This window comes from Shewanella sp. DC2-4, assembly GCF_013248875.1.
GTDB lineage: Bacteria > Pseudomonadota > Gammaproteobacteria > Enterobacterales > Shewanellaceae > Shewanella > Shewanella oncorhynchi.
In genome coordinates this window covers 4097987-4121100 of the sequence record NZ_JABRVR010000002.1, presented here as the reverse complement: position 1 = coordinate 4121100, position 23114 = coordinate 4097987, and the positions used below count along the sequence as shown (strand labels likewise).

20 protein-coding genes are annotated in these 23114 nt (G+C 45.6%); all 20 read left to right on the top strand.

Features of this window, described 5'->3' with window-relative positions; genetic code table 11:
• Positions 1–8: 8 nt before the first annotated feature.
• The 20 genes from HQQ92_RS18665 (at position 9) to HQQ92_RS18570 (ending at position 23014) form a co-directional block, all read left to right on the top strand.
• Positions 9–1466: an N-acetylmuramoyl-L-alanine amidase gene (locus HQQ92_RS18665; protein ID WP_173247558.1), complete on the top strand. Its 1458-nt coding sequence runs from the start codon at positions 9–11 to the stop codon at positions 1464–1466.
• Between the two features lie 13 nt (positions 1467–1479).
• A complete protein-coding gene (gene mutL, locus HQQ92_RS18660) occupies positions 1480–3393 on the top strand; it encodes a DNA mismatch repair endonuclease MutL (RefSeq protein WP_375539969.1) in 1914 nt (637 codons plus the stop codon).
• A complete protein-coding gene (gene miaA / locus HQQ92_RS18655; RefSeq protein WP_131523973.1) occupies positions 3386–4312 on the top strand; it encodes a tRNA (adenosine(37)-N6)-dimethylallyltransferase MiaA in 927 nt (308 codons plus the stop codon). The genes mutL and miaA overlap by 8 nt, the downstream gene beginning before the upstream one ends.
• A 92-nt stretch (positions 4313–4404) precedes the next feature.
• Positions 4405–4677: an RNA chaperone Hfq gene (hfq, locus tag HQQ92_RS18650; protein WP_006084207.1), complete on the top strand. Its 273-nt coding sequence runs from the start codon at positions 4405–4407 to the stop codon at positions 4675–4677.
• A 23-nt stretch (positions 4678–4700) separates the two neighbouring features.
• Entirely contained in the window at positions 4701–6008 is a 1308-nt protein-coding gene (hflX, locus tag HQQ92_RS18645; RefSeq protein ID WP_028761769.1) for a ribosome rescue GTPase HflX, read from the top strand.
• Positions 6009–6044: 36 nt separating this feature from the next.
• The gene (hflK, locus tag HQQ92_RS18640) at positions 6045–7184 is read left to right on the top strand and encodes an FtsH protease activity modulator HflK (RefSeq protein WP_028761770.1); all 1140 of its coding nucleotides are present in this window, start codon (positions 6045–6047) and stop codon (positions 7182–7184) included.
• A 3-nt stretch (positions 7185–7187) separates the two neighbouring features.
• Entirely contained in the window at positions 7188–8081 is an 894-nt protein-coding gene (gene hflC / locus HQQ92_RS18635; protein ID WP_113939145.1) for a protease modulator HflC, read from the top strand.
• Between the two features lie 370 nt (positions 8082–8451).
• Positions 8452–9042 carry a ubiquinol-cytochrome c reductase iron-sulfur subunit gene (petA, locus tag HQQ92_RS18630; RefSeq protein ID WP_006080059.1) on the top strand — a complete coding sequence of 197 codons (591 nt, stop codon included), beginning with the start codon at positions 8452–8454 and terminating at the stop codon, positions 9040–9042.
• Entirely contained in the window at positions 9042–10256 is a 1215-nt protein-coding gene (locus HQQ92_RS18625) for a cytochrome bc complex cytochrome b subunit (RefSeq protein ID WP_105250274.1), read from the top strand. Before petA ends, HQQ92_RS18625 begins: the two co-directional genes overlap by 1 nt.
• Positions 10256–10954 (top strand): cytochrome c1, encoded by a 699-nt coding sequence (locus tag HQQ92_RS18620; RefSeq protein ID WP_173247552.1) that lies wholly within the window; start codon positions 10256–10258, stop codon positions 10952–10954. Before HQQ92_RS18625 ends, HQQ92_RS18620 begins: the two co-directional genes overlap by 1 nt.
• Before the next feature lie 96 nt (positions 10955–11050).
• Entirely contained in the window at positions 11051–11680 is a 630-nt protein-coding gene (gene sspA / locus HQQ92_RS18615) for a stringent starvation protein SspA (RefSeq protein WP_006080065.1), read from the top strand.
• Positions 11680–12117, top strand: a complete 438-nt coding sequence (locus HQQ92_RS18610) for a ClpXP protease specificity-enhancing factor (protein ID WP_105250272.1) — start codon at positions 11680–11682, stop codon at positions 12115–12117. The genes sspA and HQQ92_RS18610 overlap by 1 nt, the downstream gene beginning before the upstream one ends.
• A 179-nt stretch (positions 12118–12296) precedes the next feature.
• Complete coding sequence (locus tag HQQ92_RS18605; protein WP_173247549.1) at positions 12297–12881, top strand: aminodeoxychorismate/anthranilate synthase component II; 585 nt, start codon at positions 12297–12299, stop codon at positions 12879–12881.
• Positions 12882–13060: 179 nt separating this feature from the next.
• Entirely contained in the window at positions 13061–15541 is a 2481-nt protein-coding gene (locus tag HQQ92_RS18600) for a prolyl oligopeptidase family serine peptidase (protein WP_173247546.1), read from the top strand.
• 205 nt (positions 15542–15746) lie between these two features.
• Complete coding sequence (locus HQQ92_RS18595) at positions 15747–16892, top strand: HDOD domain-containing protein (protein ID WP_105250269.1); 1146 nt, start codon at positions 15747–15749, stop codon at positions 16890–16892.
• Between the two features lie 54 nt (positions 16893–16946).
• A complete protein-coding gene (locus HQQ92_RS18590) occupies positions 16947–17819 on the top strand; it encodes an alpha/beta hydrolase (protein ID WP_173247543.1) in 873 nt (290 codons plus the stop codon).
• 347 nt (positions 17820–18166) lie between these two features.
• Positions 18167–19384 (top strand): aspartate aminotransferase family protein, encoded by a 1218-nt coding sequence (locus HQQ92_RS18585; protein WP_173247540.1) that lies wholly within the window; start codon positions 18167–18169, stop codon positions 19382–19384.
• A gap of 127 nt (positions 19385–19511) precedes the next feature.
• Positions 19512–20531, top strand: a complete 1020-nt coding sequence (astA, locus tag HQQ92_RS18580) for an arginine N-succinyltransferase (RefSeq protein WP_105250266.1) — start codon at positions 19512–19514, stop codon at positions 20529–20531.
• A gap of 9 nt (positions 20532–20540) precedes the next feature.
• Positions 20541–22001, top strand: coding sequence for a succinylglutamate-semialdehyde dehydrogenase (gene astD / locus HQQ92_RS18575; protein ID WP_173247537.1), 1461 nt, complete (start codon positions 20541–20543; stop codon positions 21999–22001).
• A 209-nt stretch (positions 22002–22210) separates the two neighbouring features.
• Positions 22211–23014, top strand: coding sequence for a DUF1338 domain-containing protein (locus HQQ92_RS18570; RefSeq protein WP_173247534.1), 804 nt, complete (start codon positions 22211–22213; stop codon positions 23012–23014).
• Positions 23015–23114: the final 100 nt, after the last annotated feature.

The window sequence follows — 23114 nt, the reverse complement described above, 5'->3', positions numbered from 1 at the left end:
AAACTAAAATGATAAAAAATAACCCGTATTTTCAAATTATTATTCTTTCTTTGTGTTCTTTTTTCTCTGTGGTGGCCCATGCTGCTAATCAGTTAGAAAGCGTACGTATTTGGGCTGCGCCTGAGTCAACTCGAATCGTGTTTGACTTGAGTGGAGTGCCTGATTACACCTATTTCTCTTTAGATGGCCCTAATCGTTTAGTGGTGGATTTAAAAAAGACCACTGCTAAAGTTGTGCTTAAAAATCTTGAAAACAACAGTAAGTTGGTTAAGGGCGTGCGGGTCAGTAAGTCACCGACTAAAGGTGATTTGCGTTTAGTGATCGATCTCGTAAAACCATTGAATGCAAGCTTGTTTTCTTTGCCTGTTACTGCGCCCTATGGCAATCGTCTAGTGGTTGATTTAGAAGATAAAACGTTAACTACTGCAACGGCTATCGTGTCATCTACACCCGTTAAAACTGTCACCCAAGCGGCGCAATCATCCCGCGATATTGTCATTGCTATTGATGCGGGTCATGGTGGCGACGATCCTGGCTCCATTGGTCCTTCTGGTGTTTATGAAAAAAAGGTCGCCCTAGAAATCGCCAGACGTGTTTCCAGCAAAATCAATGACACGCCAGGCATGCGTGCTGTGATGATCCGTACTGGTGATTATTTTGTGAATTTAAATAAACGCTCTGAACTGGCGCGCAACAGTAAGGCGGATCTGCTGATTTCTATTCATGCGGATGCCTTTACCTCGCCCAACCCACGTGGCGCCTCCGTATGGGTGCTATCAATGCGTCGTGCTAATAGTGAAATTGGTCGTTGGTTAGAGCAAAAAGAGAAGCATTCTGAGTTGCTGGGCGGCGCGGGTGAGATTATCCAAAACACGGATAATGAACAGTATTTGGCTATGACGCTGCTCGATATGTCAATGAACAGTTCGATGGCAATTGGCCATTCTGTAGCGGGGGATATTTTAAAAGATTTAGGTGGCGTGACTCAATTGCATAAAAGTCGCCCTGAGTCCGCTAGTTTAGCCGTGCTGAAGTCACCGGATATTCCTTCCATCTTGGTTGAAACGGGCTTTATTTCAAACCCTAAAGAAGAGCGTTTACTGTCGAGTAGTCGCCATCAAGAGAGCATTGCCAATGCTATTTATAAGGGGGTGAGCCGTTACTATCACAACAATCCGCCAGCGGATACTTTGCTTGCCCAAAGAAGGGGAGGAAGCTCTAGCAGTGCTAAGCCGGCCAAAACCACAGCAAAAGCATCAGCAGAAAGAACGCCAACTGAAAGAACACCTACAGCCTATGTTGGCGATGCGGTATCGACAAAGGTTAAACATAAGGTCCGTCGCGGAGAATCTTTATCTGCAATCGCGCAACGTTACAGTGTGCCAATGTCCAGCATCAAACAAGCGAATGGAATGAAGTCCGATGTGGTGCAGTTAGGGCAAACGCTAGTCATACCCCAGAGTTAAATAGGAAAGCATGATGGGCATTCAGATCCTGCCTCCGCAATTAGCCAACCAAATTGCGGCGGGGGAAGTGGTTGAGAGACCCGCTTCCGTAGTCAAAGAATTGGTCGAGAATTGCCTCGACGCAGGAGCGAGCCGAGTCGATATTGAAATCGACAAAGGCGGCAGCAAGCTGATTAAAATTCGCGATAACGGCTCTGGCATACCTAAAGATGAACTCGCGCTAGCCTTATCGCGCCATGCGACCTCAAAGCTGCACACTTTAGACGATCTTGAAGCTATCCTTAGTTTTGGTTTCCGTGGTGAAGCGCTAGCCAGTATCAGCTCAGTTTCACGTTTAACTTTAACTTCACGTACGACTGAGCAAACCGAAGCGTGGCAAGCCCATGCTGAAGGTGCCGACATGGCAGTTAAAGTGATGCCCGCCGCGCATCCAGTAGGTTCGACGATTGAAGTGGTGGATTTATTCTTTAATACACCGGCTCGCAGACGCTTTTTAAAGAGTGACAAAACCGAATTTACCCATATAGATGAATGGTTAAAGCGCATTGCATTAGTGCGCGGCGATATTCATTTCACGCTGACGCATAACGGCAAGACAGTACGTAATTATCGTCCTGCCATGAATGAAGCCCAGTATTTACAGCGTTTGACGCAAGTGTGTGGCCGTCCATTTGCCGAGCAAGCGCTTAAGATTGAATGCCAACACGATGATTTGCGCCTCAGTGGCTATTTGCAGTCACCTTGGTCACCGGTTATCAGCGATACCCATTACTTTTATGTCAATGGACGCCTTATCCGTGATCGCTTGGTCAATCATGCAGTGCGTCAAGCCTTTGCTCAAAAAGCAGAACTTGAACAACCCGGCTACGTGCTGATGTTGGATATCGATCCCCATCAAGTGGATGTTAACGTGCATCCCGCTAAGCATGAGGTGCGATTCCATCAGAGTCGCTATGTGCATGATTATATTCTGCAAGCATTGCAATCGGCGCTGGAAGAAGCAGGAGAGCTCAACTTCGTTCACTCTAGCTCTTTGGGTGAGGTTGAAGATGTGTTTGTGGATGCCCCGATAAGCGCCACTGAAATCTCAGCCCCTTTTGTACTTGGCGCTGATTCAGCTCAAGTTAATGCGCAAGCTGATACACTTGAGTCTGCTCAAGATTCAGTTACCCCTGCCGTTCAAGTAAAGTCTCTAGTCGCAGGACGAGAAGGCGCCAGTTTTGGCACTCAAACCAATGCTTTTGGCAGCATGACAACGCCAAGAGACAGCAGCCGTGGCAGTTATTCTGCAGGTGAATCTCGACAACGTACTGAATTACCGTCAAAGGCGGCAATAGCAAGTTATGGTGCTTTACTGCAAACCCCTTCTTACAGTGTAAAAGATCAAGATTATCAGTCTGTGTTACCTATGCCATCGATATTAGATGGGCAATATTGGGTGATGACGTCGGAAGATAAACTCAGTCTATTATCAATAAAATCAGTAGCATTGGCGACGCGATGCCAAGAGATTGAAGCTAAACTAGCGACGGGGTTAATTGGTCAGCCTTTATTGATGCCAGTGTCTGTCGCGGCTGATGCGGATTGGCAGGCTGTGCTCACTGAACACGACACGCTGATCCGCCAATTAGGTTTAGAACTAACAATTCGTTACCAGCAGTTGATTATTAAAAAAGTGCCCCCATATATCAGAGAGAGCCAGTTAGCCAAAGTGATCCCTGAATGGCTACAATCACTACGTTTTGAAACACCTGCGCCGAGCGCATTGGCGTTTTGGTTGGCAAAACACAGTTTAACGGGATTCGTTTCGGCACCAGAAGTCTGGGCAGCATTTTCGCAGTTAGCTGAAGAGAAAAAACAGCTTATTGCCAACAAAGCGATATTCTTACCTTGGCAATCGTGGCTAGAAGAGCAAGCAAGTGAATAAAGAATTACAGCCTAAAGTGTTATTTTTGATGGGGCCAACGGCCTCAGGTAAGACCGCTTTAGCATTAGAATTGGCCGAAAAGCATAACTGTGAAATTATTTCGGTCGATTCGGCATTAATTTATCGTGGTATGGACATTGGCAGTGCCAAGCCTTCAGCAGACGAACTGGCTCGCGGGCCGCACAGATTAATTGATATTCGTGATCCCAGTGAAAGCTATTCGGCAGCCGACTTTAGAGCCGATGCAATAGCCCAGATAGAAGAGATTGTCAGCATGGGGAAAACGCCAGTATTAGTTGGCGGAACCATGATGTATTTCAAAGCGTTACTCGAAGGTTTGTCACCTTTGCCGAGTGCGGATGAGGCCATTAGAGCCGAGATCCAAGCGGAGGCGAATGAAAAGGGATGGGAAGCACTGCATGACCAATTAAGGGAGATAGATCCCGTGTCGGCAGAAAGAATTCATCCTAATGATCCACAAAGACTTTCAAGAGCGCTGGAAGTCTATAGAATAAGCGGCAAGAGCATGACTGAGTTGACTCAGACCAAGTCTGCTCCATTGCCTTATGACGTAGTGCAGTTTGCTATTGCACCGCGCGAGCGCAAAGTGTTACATGACTTAATAGCGCAACGTTTTGCGATTATGCTCAAACAGGGCTTTATTGAGGAAGTCACAGAGCTAAAAGCCCGTGGAGACTTGCATTTAGACTTGCCTTCAATGCGTTGTGTCGGTTATCGACAGTGCTGGCAATACCTAGATGGTGAGTTTGACTATGATACTATGGTCGAAAAAGCGGTTGCTGCTACTAGGCAATTGGCTAAGCGTCAATTAACATGGTTGCGGAGTTGGCCAGAGTTGAATTGGCTTGAAAGTGGTGCTGAGGGGAATTTAGTTATACTTATGCGTCAATGCCGCTAGCTTATTAGCCCTTGCTGTATAATACTAAAACTAAACAAAAAACTATCACTGATATCGATTTATTTTATATAAATTAAAAAGGAAATAATAAAATGGCTAAGGGGCAATCTTTACAAGACCCATTTTTGAACGCATTGCGTCGCGAGCGCGTTCCTGTATCAATTTACTTGGTTAACGGCATTAAACTCCAAGGACAGGTAGAGTCGTTTGATCAATTTGTCATTCTGTTGAAAAATACAGTGAGCCAAATGGTTTATAAACACGCTATTTCTACTGTCGTGCCAGCACGCCCATTCAACGTTACTGGTCACCAAAATGCCCAAGGCGGATATGGTGCTCAAGATGATGCGCCTAGTGGCGAATAAGTATTATCTGAGGAGTTTGCTTCTTGTTTGATCGTTATGAGGCGGGAGAAACTGCGGTTCTTGTCCATATCGACTTTTCCGATGAGGAACGCCGAGAAGATTTAGTCGAGCTGCAGCTATTAGTAGAATCAGCTGGGGCAAGATCAGTCGGGGTGATTACTGGAAGTCGACGTTCACCGGATCGCAAATTTTTTGTGGGTTCTGGTAAAGCCGAAGAGTTAGCTGCATTAGTGGCGGCGACTGAAGCCAATGTGGTGATTTTTAATCATGCATTGAGTCCAGCCCAAGAGCGTAATCTTGAGCAAGTGTGTCAGTGTCGAGTGCTCGACCGTACGACACTTATTCTCGATATTTTTGCCCAAAGAGCGCGAACTCACGAAGGTAAGTTACAGGTGGAGCTAGCGCAATTGCGCCATATGTCGACTCGCCTGATCCGTGGTTGGACGCATCTTGAAAGGCAAAAGGGCGGTATTGGTTTACGTGGTCCAGGGGAAACCCAGCTCGAAACCGATAGACGTTTGCTCAGAGGACGGATTAAAAATATCAACAAACGCTTAGAGCGAGTTGATAAGCAACGTGAACAGAGTCGACGTGCACGTAAGCGTAGTGATTTGTCGACAGTTTCATTAGTCGGCTACACAAACGCGGGTAAATCAACGCTGTTTAATGCCCTAACATCATCTGATGTTTATGCTGCAGATCAGCTATTTGCCACACTCGATCCTACGCTAAGAAAGTTAGATTTACCTGATGGTGCCGTGATATTAGCGGATACTGTCGGATTTATTCGTCATTTGCCCCATGATCTCGTTGCTGCATTTAAGGCAACCTTACAAGAGACAAGGCAAGCTGAGTTATTACTACACATAGTTGATTGTGCAGATGAAAACATGGCGGATAATTTTGATCAGGTTCAATCTGTACTGAAAGACATCCAAGCCGATGAAGTCATGCAACTCGTGGTCTGCAACAAAATCGATTTACTCGAAGATGTGACGCCAAGAATTGAATATAACGACATAGGCAAACCCGTTCGAGTTTGGGTTTCAGCACAGAAGCGTTTAGGATTTGATTTGCTATTGAAAGCCATCACTGAGCTTATTGGTGAGGTGATTAAAGAGCTAACACTTAGAATTCCGGCAACTGCTGGACATTATCTTGGCCAGTTTTATCGACTGGATGCGATACAGCAGAAAGAGTACGACGATCTGGGGAACTGTATTTTGTCTGTTCGTTTATCGGACGCCGATTGGCGCCGATTAACAAAACAGAGTCAGGGTGAGTTAGAAACCTTCATCTTCGAAGATTCGATAGATGAAGCTGTTTGTTAATAATCTAATTTATTTCATCCACTTATGGAGTGCTAAATGGCTTGGAACGAGCCCGGTAACAAGGGTAATGATCCTTGGGGAAATAAAGGTGGTAACGACAAAGGACCACCGGACCTTGACGAGGTTTTTCGTAATCTTTCAAAGCGCTTTGGCGGCAAAGGAAATGGCTCAGGCCAGTCTTTTAGTTCGTTTAGCCTAATCATCATTCTTGCTGTTGCTGTAGTTGTTTGGGGACTTTCGGGTTTTTATACAATTAAAGAAGCTGAGCGTGGTGTGGCACTGCGATTTGGTAAACACGCTGGCGAAATTGGTCCTGGACTTCATTGGAAAGCCACATTTATCGACCAAATTTATCCCGTCGACATTCAATCGGTTCGCTCTATTCCTGCGTCTGGTAGCATGCTGACATCCGATGAAAACGTCGTGAAAGTTGAGCTTGATGTTCAGTATCGTATTTTAGATGCTTACTCATATCTATTTAGTGCCGTCGATGCGAACGCCAGTTTGCGTGAAGCGACTGACAGTGCACTGCGTTATGTCATTGGACATAACAAGATGGATGATATTCTGACTACGGGCCGTGATGCTATTCGTCGCGATACGTGGAAAGAGTTAGAGCGCATTCTTGAACCGTACAAATTGGGTCTTGCTGTTGTTGACGTTAACTTCTTACCGGCACGTCCGCCAGAAGAAGTGAAAGACGCCTTCGATGATGCGATTTCTGCCCAAGAAGATGAACAACGTTTTATTCGTGAAGCTGAAGCTTATGCCCGTGAAATTGAACCCAAAGCTCGTGGTGAAGTTGAACGTATGGCGCAACAAGCGAATGCTTACAAAGAGCGTGAAGTCTTAGAAGCTCGCGGTAAAGTGGCTCGTTTTGAGTTGTTATTACCAGAGTATCAAGCTGCGCCTGAAGTGACTCGTAAGCGTTTGTATCTTGATACAATGCAGCAAGTTATGACAGATACGAATAAAGTGCTGATTGATGCTAAGAACAACGGCAACTTAATGTACCTACCGCTAGATAAGTTAATTCAGCAGAAGCCTGCGACAAATGAGCTGGAAGCTAAGCCACAGCAAAATGTTAATTCTTCATCTGTATCAACGACTCGCGCGAATGAGCCTTTGAGTGGACGTCCATCCCGCGATGATCGTACTCGCCAAGGGAGGGAGTAATCCATGGGTAGATTAAGCGTTATTCTTATCGCCGTGCTCTTAGGTATTGGTTTGTCATCTTTAATGGTGGTGAATGAAGGCGAGCGCGCTATTGTGGCGCGTTTCGGTGAAATTTTAAAAGACGACGTTGACGGTAAGCAAGTCACCCGCGTCTACGGCCCAGGCCTGCACATGAAAGTGCCTGTGATCGATAAAGTAAAATTACTCGATGCCCGTATTCAAACACTCGATGGTGCAGCTGATCGTTTTGTGACTTCAGAGAAGAAAGACCTTATGGTCGATTCCTATGTGAAGTGGCGCATTATGGATTTCGAAAAATATTACCTGTCTACAAACGGTGGTATTAAGTCGAATGCAGAATCGCTATTACAACGTAAGATCAACAACGATTTACGCACAGAGTTTGGTCGTCGCACTATCAGAGAGATTGTTTCTGGTAAGCGTGATGAACTGCAAAATGATGCGTTATCCAATGCCTCAGAAAGTGCAAAAGACTTAGGTATTGAAGTTGTTGATGTGCGTGTAAAGCAAATCAATCTACCGGCTAACGTCAGTAACAGTATTTACCAGCGTATGCGTGCAGAGCGTCAAGCTGTGGCAAAAGAGCATAGAGCGCAAGGTAAAGAGCAGTCTGAAATTATTCGTGCAACGATAGATGCCAATGTGACGGTGAAGATTGCCGAAGCTGAACGTAAAGCCTTAACCATTCGAGGTGAAGGAGATGCGTTAGCAGCGAAGATATATTCTGATGCTTACAACAAAGATGCTGAGTTCTTCGGTTTTGTTCGTAGCTTAGAGGCTTATCGAGCCAGCTTCTCAGGCAAGTCCGATATTATGGTGTTAGAGCCTGATAGCGAGTTCTTCAAGTATATGAAGAGCACTGCACCTAAGAAGTAATGCATTAAAAGTATTGATTTAATAGGTCCTGTTACTCAGGGCCTATTTTTTTATCTGGCGATTGTTAACTTAGTTTGAAAAGTCTGGGCTAATTTATATTAGCGATGCATGCTTTATGCCGATATCACAGACAAGAAGCTTAAAATATGATCCAAATGAATTAAAATGGGTTAATAGTTGGGTCTTTTTTAGGCTTTTTTTAAAAAACACGCAATCTCCCTAACTTACTTGCGTGTTTTCACTATGATCTGCTTCTAATTTTTAGCTATAATGAGCCCCGCTTCAAACTTCGATTTTTGACCCTAGTGATGACTAAGGGTTGAAAGTCTTTGAAATATAAAAATTCCAACACCCTCTGGGAGATAAGTGGATGAGCAATGCGCCAGTCGATACCGGACGTCGCAGATTCCTGACAGCCGCAACCGCCGTAGTAGGTGGTGCTGGTGCCGTCGCTGTAGCGGTTCCTTTCATCAAGTCATGGAATCCGAGTGCCAAAGCGAAAGCTGCAGGTGCACCGGTCGAAGTAAATATCAGTAAAGTAGAGCCAGGTCAGCTGATCCGTGTTGAGTGGCGTGGAAAACCTGTATGGGTTGTCCGTCGCACAGATGCTGTGATCAATGAACTGCCAACACATGATGATAAGTTAAGAGATCCTGCTTCTGCTGAGATGCAGCAGCCTGATTATGCAACAAATCCTTTGCGCTCAATCAAGCCAGAGTATTTTATTGCTGTCGGTATTTGTACCCACCTCGGATGTTCACCTACTTATTTGCCAGATTCATTTGGTGAGCAAGTTGAAGGTGTCACTTCTGGTTTCTTCTGTCCATGTCATGGCTCTAAGTTCGATATGGCTGGTCGCGTTTTCCAAGGCGTACCTGCTCCATTGAACCTAGTTATCCCTCCACATCAATACGTTGATGATGGCACCGTGATTATCGGTGTAGATAAAGGAGTGGCGTAATGGTTAAGAATTTAATTAATTGGATTGATGCGCGTATCCCAATGACGGCGACTTATAACCGTCACGTGGGCCAATACGCTACGCCAACTAACTTTAACTTTTGGTATTTTTTCGGTTCGCTAGCGATGTTGGTATTGGTTAACCAATTACTGACAGGTATCTGGTTGACGATGAACTATGTACCAACAGCAGAAGGTGCATTTGCCTCTGTTGAATACATAATGCGTGATGTTGAATACGGTTGGTTGCTGCGTTATATGCACTCAACGGGTGCATCAGCCTTCTTCGTTGTCATCTATCTGCACATGTTCCGTGGTTTAATTTACGGTTCATATCAGAAGCCTAGAGAACTACTGTGGCTGTTCGGTATGTTAATTTTCCTCGTGTTGATGGCCGAAGCCTTTATGGGTTATTTGCTGCCATGGGGTCAAATGTCATATTGGGGCGCGCAGGTAATTATCTCTCTGTTCGGTGCAATTCCAGTTATTGGTGACGACTTAACCCTGTGGATCCGTGGTGACTACGTGATCTCTGGCGCAACGCTGAACCGTTTCTTTGCGCTGCACGTGATTGCTCTGCCGCTAGTATTAGTCGTACTCGTGTTTTTACACTTAATTGCGTTGCATGAAGTGGGTTCTAACAACCCTGACGGTATCGAAATTAAGAAGAACAAAGACGAAAATGGCTGGCCAGTTGACGGTATTCCATTCCACCCATATTACACTGTAAAAGACATCATGGGCGTCGCGGGCTTCCTGATAGTGTTCTGCTATGTGTTGTTCTTTATTCCTGAAGGCGGTGGTTACTTCCTTGAAAAGCCAAACTTTGAAGCGGCTAACTCGATGAAGACTCCTGAACACATTGCACCCGTTTGGTACTTCACTCCTTTTTACGCCATTTTACGTGCTGTGCCTGATAAATTGGGTGGCGTGATAATGATGGGTCTGTCGATTGCAGTACTGTTCGTATTGCCTTGGTTAGATCGCTGTAAAGTGAAGTCAGTTCGCTACCGTAGTACGCTACATAAGCTGAATATTGCCCAATTTGCTATATCTTTCATAGTATTGGGTTATTTAGGGGTAGTGCCTGCCACGCCGACCCTGACGATAGTTGCACAGGTGTTTACTTTCACTTACTTTGGTTTCTTTGTGGCGCTGTGGGTATACAGCAAGAATGAAAAAACTAAACCTGTTCCAGCGAGGTTGACACACTAATGAAAAAATTATTGATTGCATTAGTTGCCTTGTTGCCGACGTTGGCTATGGCCGCGAGCGGACATAAAATTCATTTAGAAGATGCCAATGTTGATCTGCATGATAAAGCTTCTTTAGAGCGTGGTGTGGACCTGTTCCAACATTACTGCTCTGGTTGCCACAGCACTCAGTATCAACGTTATGAACGTGTAGCGACCGATATCGGTATCTCTGCGGATGATATGCGTAATAAGTATATGTTCACCGATGCTAAAATTGGTGAGTTGATGCAAAACGCTATTCCACCTAAAGATGCTGCTAAATGGTTTGGTGCTACACCGCCAGACTTAACTTTAGTTGCTCGCGTGCGTGGTGAAGATTGGGTTTATTCCTATCTGAAAGGCTTCTATAAAGATCCAAGTCGCCCATTTGGTGTGAATAACACAGTATTCCCATCTGTTGGCATGCCACATGTACTCGAAGAGTTACAAGGCACACCAGTTAAACAAGAAGATGGCACTATTGTGGTGACTGGCGGTAAATTGAATGCGGAAGAATACGACCAAGCAGTACGTGATATCACTGGCTTCTTAGTTTATTCGGCTGAACCTGTTAAGCTAGAGCGTCAAGCTATGGGTTGGTGGGTACTCGGATTCCTATTTATATTCTTTATTGTGGCCTACCTCTTGAAGAAAGAGTATTGGAAAGATGTACACTAGGCACCAATAACGGGTAAAATGTAATATCCGCATAGTGTAAACGGGGGGCTTTGCCCCTCGTTTACTTTTGTTTTATTTCGATTCTGGAGGGTATCAATGGCTGTTGCTGCCAACAAACGCTCTATCATGACACTGTTTTCAGGTGCTGATGATCTGTATAGCCATCAAGTACGTATCGTGTTAGCTGAGAAAGGGGTTACTGTTGATGTTTTACAGGTCGACCCTAACGAAATGCCTGAGGATTTGCTCGAAGTAAATCCATATAACTCAGTGCCAACTTTGGTAGACCGTGAACTCGTTTTATACGAATCACGCATTATCATGGAATATTTGGATGAGCGTTTTCCTCATCCGCCTTTGATGCCAGTTTATCCAGTGTCTCGCGGCCAAAGCCGTTTGATGATGCATCGCATCGATACTGACTGGTATTCGCTTGTTGACCGTATCCGTAAAGGTGATCGTGTTGAAGCGGCTCGTAAAGAGTTGACTGAAAGCCTGATCGCAATTGCGCCTATCTTCGGTGAAGTGCCTTACTTCATGAGCGAAGAATTTGGTCTAGCGGATTGCTACCTTGGCCCATTGTTGTGGCGCTTACCTGTATTAGGTATTGAGCTAGATAGCCGTGTAGCTAAAGATATCAAAGCGTATATGACACGTATTTTTGAGCGTGAATCGTTTAAAGCTTCTTTAACTGAAGCCGAACGCGAAATGCGCATGGGTATGTAATGAAACCTTTGACTCCAAATCGTCCTTATTTACTAAGGGCTTACTATGATTGGTTGATGGACAACCAATTGACTCCTCACGTTGTGGTTGATGCCTTTGTTGAAGGCACTCAAGTACCGCAGCAATACGTGAAGGATGGCCAGATAGTGTTAAATATCGCTGCTGGCGCAGTGGGCAATTTGCAAATTAGCAATGAGTGTGTGGAGTTCAATGCGCGTTTTGGTGGTGTTCCTCAGCAGGTGATGTTGCCAATGGCGTCGATTGTCGCTATTTATGCCCGTGAAAATGGTGCTGGCACTGTCTTCGATATCGAAGATGCTTACCTGATGGACGATGAAGTCGATTCATCTTTATCTGTTGTTGAAACAACAGATAAAGCGTTTGAACCGACAGATGAGCCTCCTAAGCGTCGCAGTCATTTAACTGTGGTTAAATAACTGTGGTGAAATGCCCAAGTCGTTTAAAAACTAAGCCAGTCTAATGACTGGCTTTTTTGTCGCTGTATTTTAATCCCCACAATTGGTTAAACCTTAAGTACAAGGTGTGATAGCATTTGCGCCCGCATTCATCCGTTAGATATGCGTTACCTTTACCCATTTAGACCAATGGATCTTGTATGTTGCTAATGATCGATAATTACGACTCTTTCACCTTTAACTTAGTGCAGTATTTTCAGCAGCTAGGGCAAGAGATAGTGGTTAAACGTAATGATGAAATTAGCCTAGCCGACATTGAGGCGCTTGCGCCTAGTCATCTGGTGATTTCGCCCGGACCTTGCACACCTAATGAGGCGGGGATCTCCCTCGCGGCGATTGAACATTTTACTGCGCGCATGCCAATCTTAGGTGTCTGTTTGGGACATCAGGCGATGGCACAGGTTTTCGGTGCCAATGTAGTGCGTGCCGAACGGGTGATGCACGGCAAGGTCAGCGTTATTGCGCATACAGGACAGCGGTTATTTAAGGGATTAAATCAGCCTTTAACCGTGACACGTTATCACTCGTTACTGGTTGATGCTGTGCCTGAAGGTTTTGTACTCGATGCTTGGTTTGACGATGCAATTCACGGCCGAGAAATCATGGCCATGAGCCATCAAGACTTACCGCTTTATGGGGTGCAATTTCATCCCGAATCAATTCTCACCGAGCAAGGTCTCGAACTGTTAGCCAATTTTTTAGCGCAACCGGCTGTGTCCGTATAATTTCCTCGCCTTAAAAACTCTCCACACTATCAATTTCTGTTACAAGATTTATCCTTCTTTTAAGCAAGTTTAGCGATTAACTATGCTATAACTGCCGCAAAACTACGCGAATAGGCGAAACCAGCAGATAAGTAGACTGGGTCATTTAGCCATTGCGATAACAATAAAAGGAAGGATAAATGAGAAGCGTAATGCGAAATTTGGGTTTTAGTGCGTTAGCGGTTGCCGTATTGGCAGGATGCTCAGCGACATCGACTGAAACTGCAGCTCCTGTAATAGCTCCGTCAGCATTCCAAGTTCCCTTAGCCCAACCGCCACAAGTTTCACAGGCGCTTACGCTTAATCAAATTATGGCAAATCCTGATTGGATGGGGATCTTTGCCAAAGAGGCTTACTGGAGCGACGATAGCCAAAGCGTGCTATTTGCCCGCCAAGCGAGTGCTTCACCTCTGCGTAGCTATTATCAGCAAGGCATCAATGACAGCCGCGCCGTCGAGCTAGCTCTCGATAAGTTATATGCGGCAGATCAGCAGTTTGGCGTGTTTGATCGCACTAAGTCCCACAAGGCTTACCTATATCAAGGCAACATTTTTGTTAAGCAATTAAGCACGGGTAAGATCAGCCAATTGACTCGCCAGCGCACCGCCATCGATGGTGTGCGTTATCTCAATAATGGCGATATTGCCTATTGGCAGGGCGACAATGTTTTCCAAATTCATCAAGATTCAGGCTTAGTCGAGCAACTTGCTGAAATTAAAATGGCGAAAGCACCAGAAGCGGTAAAAGAGCCGACGTCTTATATTGCGAAACAACAGCACAGATTGATTCAGTATGTAGCGCTGCAGCAAGAAAATGCTAAAGCTAAAGCGCAGTACCAAGATGAATTACAAAAAAACGATCCAACGCTCGCCGCCAGCACTTGGTATTTAGGCGATAGCGAAGTGGTGTCAGAGCTGAGTTTATCACCCGATGGCCGCTATATTTTAGTCGCTCTTGCAGATAAAAATTACACAGGTAGCAGCGAACACGACATCATGCCTAATTACTTAGGTAGTGAAGGTTATATCGACCCAGTGCCAGTGCGCGCGCGCGTGGCTGAAGATACACCACCAGGGCAACGTTTTGTTGTGCTTGATTTAAACCAACATAAAAAAGTCGATATCACAATCGAGGGCCTTACTGGTTTTGATGAAGATGTGCTAGCCAAAGTGAAAGCTGAAAATGCTAAAGCGAAAGGCGAAACTTATCAAAGCACTAAATCGCCACGTAAAATTCAGTTGATGCAGGATTGGGGCTGGACTCAGAGTGCGATTCAATGGCATGAGTCGGAAAATAAATTAGCCCTGATGCTAGAAGCAACTGATAACAAAGATCGCTGGATCGCCAGTGTCGATCTTGCTAAGGGTAAATTTATTACCGAACATCGTTTGCATGATGATGCATGGGTGAATTACGACTACAACCAATTCGGTTGGTTACCGGATACGGATACCTTGTATTACTTGTCAGAAGAGTCCGGTTATTCGCAGCTTTATATTAAAGCTCAAGGCGAAAAGCCGCGTGCGTTAACCCAAGGCAAGTTTGTGGTGAGTGATATTACGCTGTCACCGGATGCCAATTACATCTATTACAAAGCGAACCAGAGTCACCCCGGCATTTATAACGTTCACCGCGTGAATCTTGCCACAGGTAAAAATGAGCAACTAACTCAGTGGGATGGAAACTTAGATTACAGCTTAAGCCCCGATGGCACTCAGCTATTACTCAATGCTTCACGCCGCACACAGCCTAATGAACTCTATGTTCAACCCATTGGCGGCGAGTTAAAGCAGCTGACGTCTTATACCAGTGATGCCTTCAAAAATTACCCATGGCAAGCGCCAGAAGTGGTAGCTGTACCTTCAAATCATGGTGCTGGCAATGTGTACGCTCGAGTTTATCTGCCGCAAGGCTATGATAAGTCCCGCGCTGAGAAATATCCTGCGGTTATTTTCAATCACGGCGCAGGTTATCTGCAGAATGCCGATTATGGTTTTAGCGGTTATTTTCGCGAGTTTATGTTCCACAACCTGCTGACTCAACAAGGTTATGTTGTGATGGACATGGATTACCGTGGCTCTAAAGGTTACGGCCGAGATTGGCGCACTGCTATTTATCGTAATATGGGTCATCCAGAAGTGGAAGACTTAAAGGATGGCGTAACGTGGATGGCGACTCATACCCATGTCGATACTAAGCGTGTCGGTACTTATGGTGGCTCTTACGGTGGATTCTTAACCTTTATGTCTTTGTTTACCGCACCGGACTTGTTCCAAGCTGGTGCTGCATTGCGTCCTGTGGCGGACTGGGCACATTATAATGCGCCTTATACCTCTAATATCTTAAATACGCCTGATGTCGATCCTATCGCCTATGAGCGCAGCTCTCCGATTGAGCATGCTCAAGGATTAACTAAACCACTGCTTATCATGAGTGGCGTAATGGATGACAACGTTTTCTTCCAAGACAGTGTGCGTATGGTACAGCGCCTCATTGAACTGGAAAAACCAACCTTTGAAATGGCGATTTATCCTGTCGAGCCCCATGGTTTCCGTCAACCTTCTAGCTGGTTAGATGAATACCGCCGCATCTATAAGTTATTTGAACAAGAACTCAAATAAATCAGTTCGATTTCTGTTAAAGGTCTCCTAGTCGAGGCCTTTTTATTGGGTAACTGACTAGGAAATATCCGATATAACTCTTTGTTTGCGTTCTGCGACTTTGCATTATTGCTAAGATTAAGTGTATGTGCTGAAATTGTAATGATTTTGAGAGTTTGATTGTGTTGACGTCACTCGGGCATTAGCGATATAGGAAAGATTTATAGTGGCGATTTCGGTTGCGGGCGGTGTAAGACCCGGCAAAATTATAGAGATAGAACATAGACTCTATCAACAATTGATCCTCGGAAAGCAAAAAGCGAGCCCGACTCTTTTGGATGAACTCGACCTTGAATTAGAGGCCGATGCAAATAAGTTAGATGTTGAACGCGAAGCGATTTTGGTGCGTTTGATGAAACAAATTAAAGCTAAAGAAGTGTTTGAAGCCGTATCGAGCCAGTTGCATGAAACTGTCATTAACGCCATCGAGCATCAACTCGCGTCCCCTGAATCTGTTCTGGCTAAGTCAGATATCAATGAGTCGCAAATCCTCTTGCTGGAATTATTGCTGGCAAAAAATCTCGATGCAACGCGATTAAGACCACTGATCAGTAACTTAAGTTGGTTGTGCCGCGATTTAACCAACATGGTCAACAGCCCATCTTTTCGCGCTCGCAGGTCTCAGAGCTCAGATGTGCGGGTCACTGATATCAAATTAGTGATGAATTACATCGGTATCGAAAACCTTCGCACTATTATCCCTTACTTTTGTTTGCGAAATTGGCTTCCTAGTGGCAATGCTAAGTTGTTATGGACTACCCGTAAATTATGGCGCTACAGCATAGTCAGTGGTATAGCGGCAAATGCTTTAGCTCAGCTTCATAATACTGACTCAGCCTTGGTTTATAGTAGTGCCTTACTTAATCAGTTAGGCACATCCGTTGTATTGAGTTTAAGTGCCCGTTTATTCGACCAAACATGGGGATCTTGGATAAGAGAAGCCAGTAGCAGCCGTGATAAGGAAGTGTATGATGCGGTGATTGCCACTGAGTTTCCTGCTAAGGCCGTATTTGAACAAGTGCTAAGCCATGGTCTTAAACTTAATTGGCAATTATTAGAGTTACTTAAGTTTGAAGCGAGTCCCTTAACTCGGTTGTTAAAGGAGTTAGACCAAACCTTAAGCTATCGAGAATTGTCGCCTCAGTCGGCATTAGTCGCGCGGGCAAACTGTTATGCTAAGGTGGTATTGCTCGAAGAAATGCGTCAAATCGATCCCCAAGAAAAGCGCTTAATGTTTGATTATTATGAGTTAACTGAGCAAGAAGTACTGCGCTTAAAAGCACAAAACTATAGGAAGTTAGATCTGCTGTAATCCTCGGTCTGCTACGTAGCGCCATGATTGCGGCGTTTAAGTAGAGGAAGGGATATGCCAAGCTGGCAAGCATCTGTACTAAATACCATTTTATCCTATGTCGCTAGGCCATCCATCAGTCGTGGACAGGCAAAAATGCCCTTAGCGCAAGTGCGTGAAAAGTTGCTTGAGCTTGATAGACGTTGGCTCCCTTGGCCGGATAAGTTAGTCAGCGCTACCATCCCCTTACAACACTCAAACTTGTTACATTATGTGCTTCTCAACGAACCTCCTCGCCTTGGAAATCTGTTTTATATCCGTGGCGGAGGCTTCTGTTTTAAAACGCCCCATGCCCATGCAAGATTGGTCGCAGATATCTGCCAGCGTTGTCAATTAGATGCTTATATTCCTGATTATCGTCTCGCTCCTGAGCATCCTTTCCCCGCGCCATTTGATGATGTGCTTGAAGCCTATAGGCGGTTAATTGAGCTGAAAGGCTCGGAGAATTTGATCCTCATGGGTGACTCGGCGGGCGGCAATTTAGCACTGAGTTTGTTGCTGGAATTAAAACGTTTAGCCCTGCCTTTACCAACCGCCTGTATCTTGCTATCGCCCGCGTTAGACTTAGCACTTACGGGGGATACTGAGTTGATACTCGCAGCCGACGATCCCTTTTTTACCATAGAGGCATTGCTGCGCTTACGTGGCGCTTATCTTGCTGGGGCCGATCCTATGTCGGCAAAAGTTTCCCCCTTACAAGGGAACTTGGCAGACCTGCCGCCTATCTTAGTGATTGCGGGTACGCGGGAGCTATTATTGCAAGATTCTGAACGTTTAGTCGCCCAAATAAAAGCCTGTGGTGGTGAGATAACGGGCTGCTTTTACCCTAACATGCCCCATGTGTTTCCTCTGTTCAATTTATTACCCGAAGCCCTTGAAGTGAGGTAGAAAATTGGCCATTTTGTGCTTTCACACTTGATTCGTTAAAATGGTGTAGTTATTCACATTCAGTGAATAGCTAGCAAAATGAGGGGCAAATAACTTTTTTTCTGACTAATTATGCTACAAGCCATGGGCTTAACCGCTTGTATAGTTCTTAAACTGCAATCTTTATGCACTTTGGGTGGAAGTGCGTGGATTGATGTTTGTGAAAAACTGGTATTTTGATCACATTTTCGCTAATAATGGTTATTAATAGACACAAGCAATCCCAGTATCACTAACTCTAGATAAAGATACCTATGGGACTCTGACGGTGCAAGGCGCCGTTAAACAAACACAAAGGACGAAGAAGAATGAGCGTTGATATGAAGTTGGACCGTGCCCAGTTTGACGCAGTGATGGTGCCTAATTATGCGCCTGCTGCCGTGATCCCTGTTCGTGGCGAAGGAAGCCGAGTTTGGGACCAAGAGGGCAACGAGTTTATCGATTTTGCTGGCGGTATTGCGGTAAATTGCTTAGGTCACTGTCATCCAGCCCTTGTGAATGCCCTTAAGACACAAGGTGAAAAATTATGGCATCTGTCAAACGTAATGACGAATGAGCCAGCCTTGGCATTAGCGACTAAATTAGTTAATAGCACGTTTGCCGATAAAGTGTATTTTGCCAACTCTGGCGCCGAAGCCAACGAAGCCGCATTAAAACTTGTCCGTCGTTATGCCTTAGAAAAACATGGCGTTGAGAAAGATGAAATCATAGCGTTCGATAAAGCTTTCCACGGCCGTACATTCTTCACCGTTAGCGTTGGTGGACAAGCTGCCTATTCCGATGGTTTTGGTCCTAAGCCGCAGAGTATTACTCACCTGCCATTTAACGATGTTGCCGCCTTAGAAGCCGCAGTAACCGATAAGACTTGCGCCATCATGCTTGAGCCGCTGCAAGGCGAGGGCGGTATTATCGATGCCGATCCTGCATTCTTGAAAGCCGTGCGTGAATTGGCTAATAAGCACAATGCCCTAGTGATTTTTGATGAAGTCCAAACGGGTGTGGGCCGTACTGGTGAACTGTACGCTTACATGGGTACTGAAATTGTGCCTGACATCTTAACCACAGCTAAAGCGCTCGGCGGTGGTTTCCCTATCGCAGCTATGCTGACAACGGCTGAGATTGCCGAGCATTTAAAAGTGGGCACTCACGGTTCTACCTACGGTGGTAACCCATTAGCCTGCGCTATCGGTAATGCTGTGTTAGATGTAGTGAACACACCTGAAGTGTTAGATGGCGTAAAACATCGCGAGCAGTTATTGCGTGATGGTTTGAACAAAATTAATGAAAAATATCATGTTTTTTCAGAAGTACGCGGTAAAGGTTTACTCTTAGGGGCCGTTCTTAATGAACAATACCAAGGTCGTTCACGCGACTTTTTGGTGGCCTCTGTCGCTGAAGGCTTAATGAGCCTGATGGCGGGTGCTAACGTGGTGCGTTTTGCTCCTTCTCTGGTGATCCCTGAGGCTGATATTGCTGAAGGTCTAGCTCGTTTTGAACGTGCTGTGGCGAGCATAGCTGCCGCCTAAATGACCAAAGGAGTGCTGAATTTATTCGCACTCCTTTTTTGTCAGGGAATACTTACCTGCATCACTACCTGTCTTTTTGAAGAGAGGTGCCTTGATGCACGGTAAGCCAAAGTGAGGAGACACTAAGATGTTAATCATACGTCCTATTCAGGCTGGCGATTTTGAGGCCTTATATCAAATTGCCGAAGAGTCTGGTCATGGTTTTACGTCATTACCTGTGAATGCGGATCTGCTCAGACATAAAATTGCTCGAGCAGAAGCCTCATTCGTCAAAGCCGTAGAGACTCCCTTCGATGAAGGTTATCTAATGGTGTTGGAAGATACCGATACCCGTGAAGTGGTGGGAACGTGCGCCATCGAAGCGGCGGTGGGAATGGAAGATGCGTTCTACCATTATCGACTCGGTACCGAAGTCTATCATTCTGAGCAAATTGACGTGCGTAACGAGGTCGAAACACTCACCCTTTGCCATGACTACACTGGTGCTGCTGAGATGTGCACGCTGTTTTTGCGTGAAGCATATCGCAAGGGCAACAATGGCCGTATGTTATCCCGCAGTCGATTTCTGTTTTTAGCTCAACATGCGAAGCGTTTTGGCGAAACTGTGATTGCCGAAATGCGCGGTGTAAGCGACGCCGAGGGGCATTCACCTTTTTATGGTTGGTTGCAAAAACACTTTTTGGGCATAGATTTTATTCAGGCGGATTATCTTTCTGGCTTAGGTAAAAAGGCATTTATGGCCGAAATGATGCCACGAAATCCTGTCTACGTTTGTCTGTTGCCGGAAGAAGCGCAGAAAGTGATTGGCGAAGTGCATACCAATACCCGTCCTGCATTAAGTCTGCTGCAGGCCGAAGGTTTTAGATGCCGCGGTTATGTGGATATTTTTGATGGTGGTCCAACGGTTGAGTGTCGTTTATCGGACATTCGCGGCGTGCGTGAAAGCCGTTTATTAACCGTCGATATTGGTGACATGGTCGAAGCCGACACTCAATTTATTATCTCAAATACCCAATTAGCCAATTACCGAGCGACGTCTGCTGCATTGGCCGTGGACGACAAATCCGAACATATCATCATTAGCCCTGAGCTGGCCGCGGGTTTGTTACTCGCAAAAGGCGATCAAATCCGTATTTTGGCAATGTAGGAATAACCAATGACACATTATATTCAAGGCCAGTGGCATGCTGGCAAAGGTCATGACGTGACCTCAATTAACCCTGCCAATGCACAATCTATTTGGACTGGTAAAACGGCCACTGCAGAACAAGTTAATGCCGCCGTTGATGCTGCGCGCGCCGCACAGTTTGATTGGTTTATGTTAGGTTTTGATGCGCGTTTAGCCATAGTTGAAGCGTATCGCAGCCAACTCGAAGCCAATAAAGCGGAACTAGCAGAAACGATTGCCCAAGAAACTGGTAAACCTCAGTGGGAAACCGCGACTGAAGTCGGTGCCATGATAGGCAAAATTGCTTTATCGGCTGCGGCTTACAATAAACGTACGGGCACAGAAGCCAACGATACGCCAGCAGGACGTGCGGTTATCCGCCATAAGCCCCACGGTGTTGTGGCGGTGTTCGGTCCTTACAACTTCCCTGGTCATTTGCCGAACGGCCACATAGTCCCTGCGCTGCTGGCGGGGAATACGGTGATTTTCAAACCTTCAGAGCTCACGCCTAAAGTCGCTGAGCTGATGGTTAGCCTATGGGATAAAGCGGGTCTGCCTGCTGGCGTGCTTAACTTAGTTCAAGGTGAGGTGGATACGGGTAAGGCACTGGCTTCTCACCCGCAGCTCGATGGTCTGTTCTTTACTGGCAGCTCACGCACAGGTCATTTTTTACATCAACAATATGCCGGTCATCCGGGCAAGATTTTAGCACTTGAGATGGGGGGTAATAACCCACTGATCATCAAAGGTGTGCAGGATATTAAGGCCGCAGTGCACGATATTTTGCAGTCGGCTTATATTTCATCTGGCCAACGTTGCACTTGTGCGCGCCGTTTATATGTCGAGCAAGGCGAGCAGGGCGATGCGCTGATTGCCATGTTAGTCGATGCGGTTAAACAGATTAAAGTCGGTCCTTGGAATGCGCAGCCACAACCTTTTATGGGCTCAATGATTTCTGAAACTGCCGCTAAGGGTATGGTTGCGGCGCAGGCGAATCTGTTGAACTTAGGCGGCGTGTCTTTGGTCGAGTTGACCCATCTAGAAGCGGGTACAGGCTTAGTGTCTCCTGGCCTTATCGATGTGACAGCGATCGATGCATTGCCGGATGAAGAATACTTCGGGCCTCTACTGCAGCTGGTGCGTTACAGTGATTTTGATCAAGCGATCAAATTGGCTAACCAAACGCGTTACGGCTTGTCTGCGGGATTACTTGCCGATAGCCGTGAAGATTATGATTATTTCCTCGCGCGTATTCGTGCTGGCATTGTTAACTGGAACAAACAAATCACTGGCGCATCGGGCGCGGCACCTTTTGGTGGTGTTGGGGCTTCGGGTAACCACAGAGCGAGTGCTTTCTATGCCGCCGATTACTGTGCTTATCCGGTCGCTTCGGTCGAGGCTGATGCCGTGAGTTTACCCGCGACATTAAGCCCAGGTTTGAGCTTGTAAGCGGGTAGGGATTTGACTTTTATGCGGTAAAGAATATGTGGGAAAGAGGAGGAAGGACTAATGTTCTTCCTTTTTAATAACAAGCAGTGACGTTACTTAAGTTTCTACTGTGGGTATGTGTGACGCTGCAACAGTGGCATTTAGGTCGTTACATTTAGTGTTTGCGGCAAAATAACAGCAATAACCGCAGCACAATAAAAGGAGTTTTTATGCATACCGACATCAACGCGTTATTTGCCGCTCTGTGGCAAGACTATATTCAAATGACCCCTTCAGCGGCAAAAGTGCACGCTTTGTTGGGTCATGGTAAGCCGATCATCAACGACCATATTGCCCTGCGTACTTTCAATATCGCTAAGGTGAATTTGGACGTACTGGCTAAGCATTTCACTTCATTAGGTTATGTACCTTGCGGTGATTATAAGTTTGAACAGAAAAAACTGATCGCTAAGCATTTTGAACATCCAGACTCGACTCAGCCTAAAGTGTTTATCTCTGAGCTGTTAGTTGAAGAATTTAGCCCTGCGCTGCAAGACACCATTCGAGGCTTAATCGCCCAAGTGGATGCTGCAGCGACGACCGCTGACAACTTTATTTACTCAGGCCGTCATTGGTCTTTAGATGCTAAAACCTATCAGGACTTATTAACTGAGAGTGAATATGCAGCTTGGGTAGCGGCTTTTGGTTATCGCGCTAACCATTTCACTGTGTCTATCAATCACCTCGACGGTTTTGAGACTTTAGAGTCAGTGAATGATGCTCTGAAGCAAGCTGGCTTTTTGCTCAATAGTTCAGGTGGCGAGATCAAAGGTTCGCCAGAAGTCTTGTTAGAACAGTCTTCGACTATGGCCGATAAGATTGGTGTTGAATTTACTGACGCGACAGTGGAAATCCCAAGCTGTTTCTATGAGTTTGCACTACGTTATCCTATGGCTAATGGCGAGCTCTACACCGGCTTTGTGGCGGCGTCTGCCGACAAGATTTTTGAAAGCACCAATGTGAATAAAGTCTAACGTCCTCAAATTGCTTTCTGCATAAAAAAAACGCCATCAATTCGATGGCGTTTTTTATGGATATTTCAAACAAGGCATTAAATACGATTGGCATAACCCG

Coding starts and splice junctions, on each gene's coding strand:
- HQQ92_RS18590 (WP_173247543.1), top strand. CDS start 16,947: ATGCCAAGCTGGCAAGCATCTGTACTAAATACCATTTTATCCTATGTC.
- HQQ92_RS18665 (WP_173247558.1), top strand. CDS start 9: ATGATAAAAAATAACCCGTATTTTCAAATTATTATTCTTTCTTTGTGT.
- astA (WP_105250266.1), top strand. CDS start 19,512: ATGTTAATCATACGTCCTATTCAGGCTGGCGATTTTGAGGCCTTATAT.
- HQQ92_RS18625 (WP_105250274.1), top strand. CDS start 9,042: ATGGTTAAGAATTTAATTAATTGGATTGATGCGCGTATCCCAATGACG.
- HQQ92_RS18600 (WP_173247546.1), top strand. CDS start 13,061: ATGAGAAGCGTAATGCGAAATTTGGGTTTTAGTGCGTTAGCGGTTGCC.
- HQQ92_RS18585 (WP_173247540.1), top strand. CDS start 18,167: ATGAGCGTTGATATGAAGTTGGACCGTGCCCAGTTTGACGCAGTGATG.
- hfq (WP_006084207.1), top strand. CDS start 4,405: ATGGCTAAGGGGCAATCTTTACAAGACCCATTTTTGAACGCATTGCGT.
- hflK (WP_028761770.1), top strand. CDS start 6,045: ATGGCTTGGAACGAGCCCGGTAACAAGGGTAATGATCCTTGGGGAAAT.
- HQQ92_RS18620 (WP_173247552.1), top strand. CDS start 10,256: ATGAAAAAATTATTGATTGCATTAGTTGCCTTGTTGCCGACGTTGGCT.
- HQQ92_RS18610 (WP_105250272.1), top strand. CDS start 11,680: ATGAAACCTTTGACTCCAAATCGTCCTTATTTACTAAGGGCTTACTAT.
- astD (WP_173247537.1), top strand. CDS start 20,541: ATGACACATTATATTCAAGGCCAGTGGCATGCTGGCAAAGGTCATGAC.
- hflC (WP_113939145.1), top strand. CDS start 7,188: ATGGGTAGATTAAGCGTTATTCTTATCGCCGTGCTCTTAGGTATTGGT.
- sspA (WP_006080065.1), top strand. CDS start 11,051: ATGGCTGTTGCTGCCAACAAACGCTCTATCATGACACTGTTTTCAGGT.
- petA (WP_006080059.1), top strand. CDS start 8,452: ATGAGCAATGCGCCAGTCGATACCGGACGTCGCAGATTCCTGACAGCC.
- mutL (WP_375539969.1), top strand. CDS start 1,480: ATGGGCATTCAGATCCTGCCTCCGCAATTAGCCAACCAAATTGCGGCG.
- HQQ92_RS18605 (WP_173247549.1), top strand. CDS start 12,297: ATGTTGCTAATGATCGATAATTACGACTCTTTCACCTTTAACTTAGTG.
- HQQ92_RS18570 (WP_173247534.1), top strand. CDS start 22,211: ATGCATACCGACATCAACGCGTTATTTGCCGCTCTGTGGCAAGACTAT.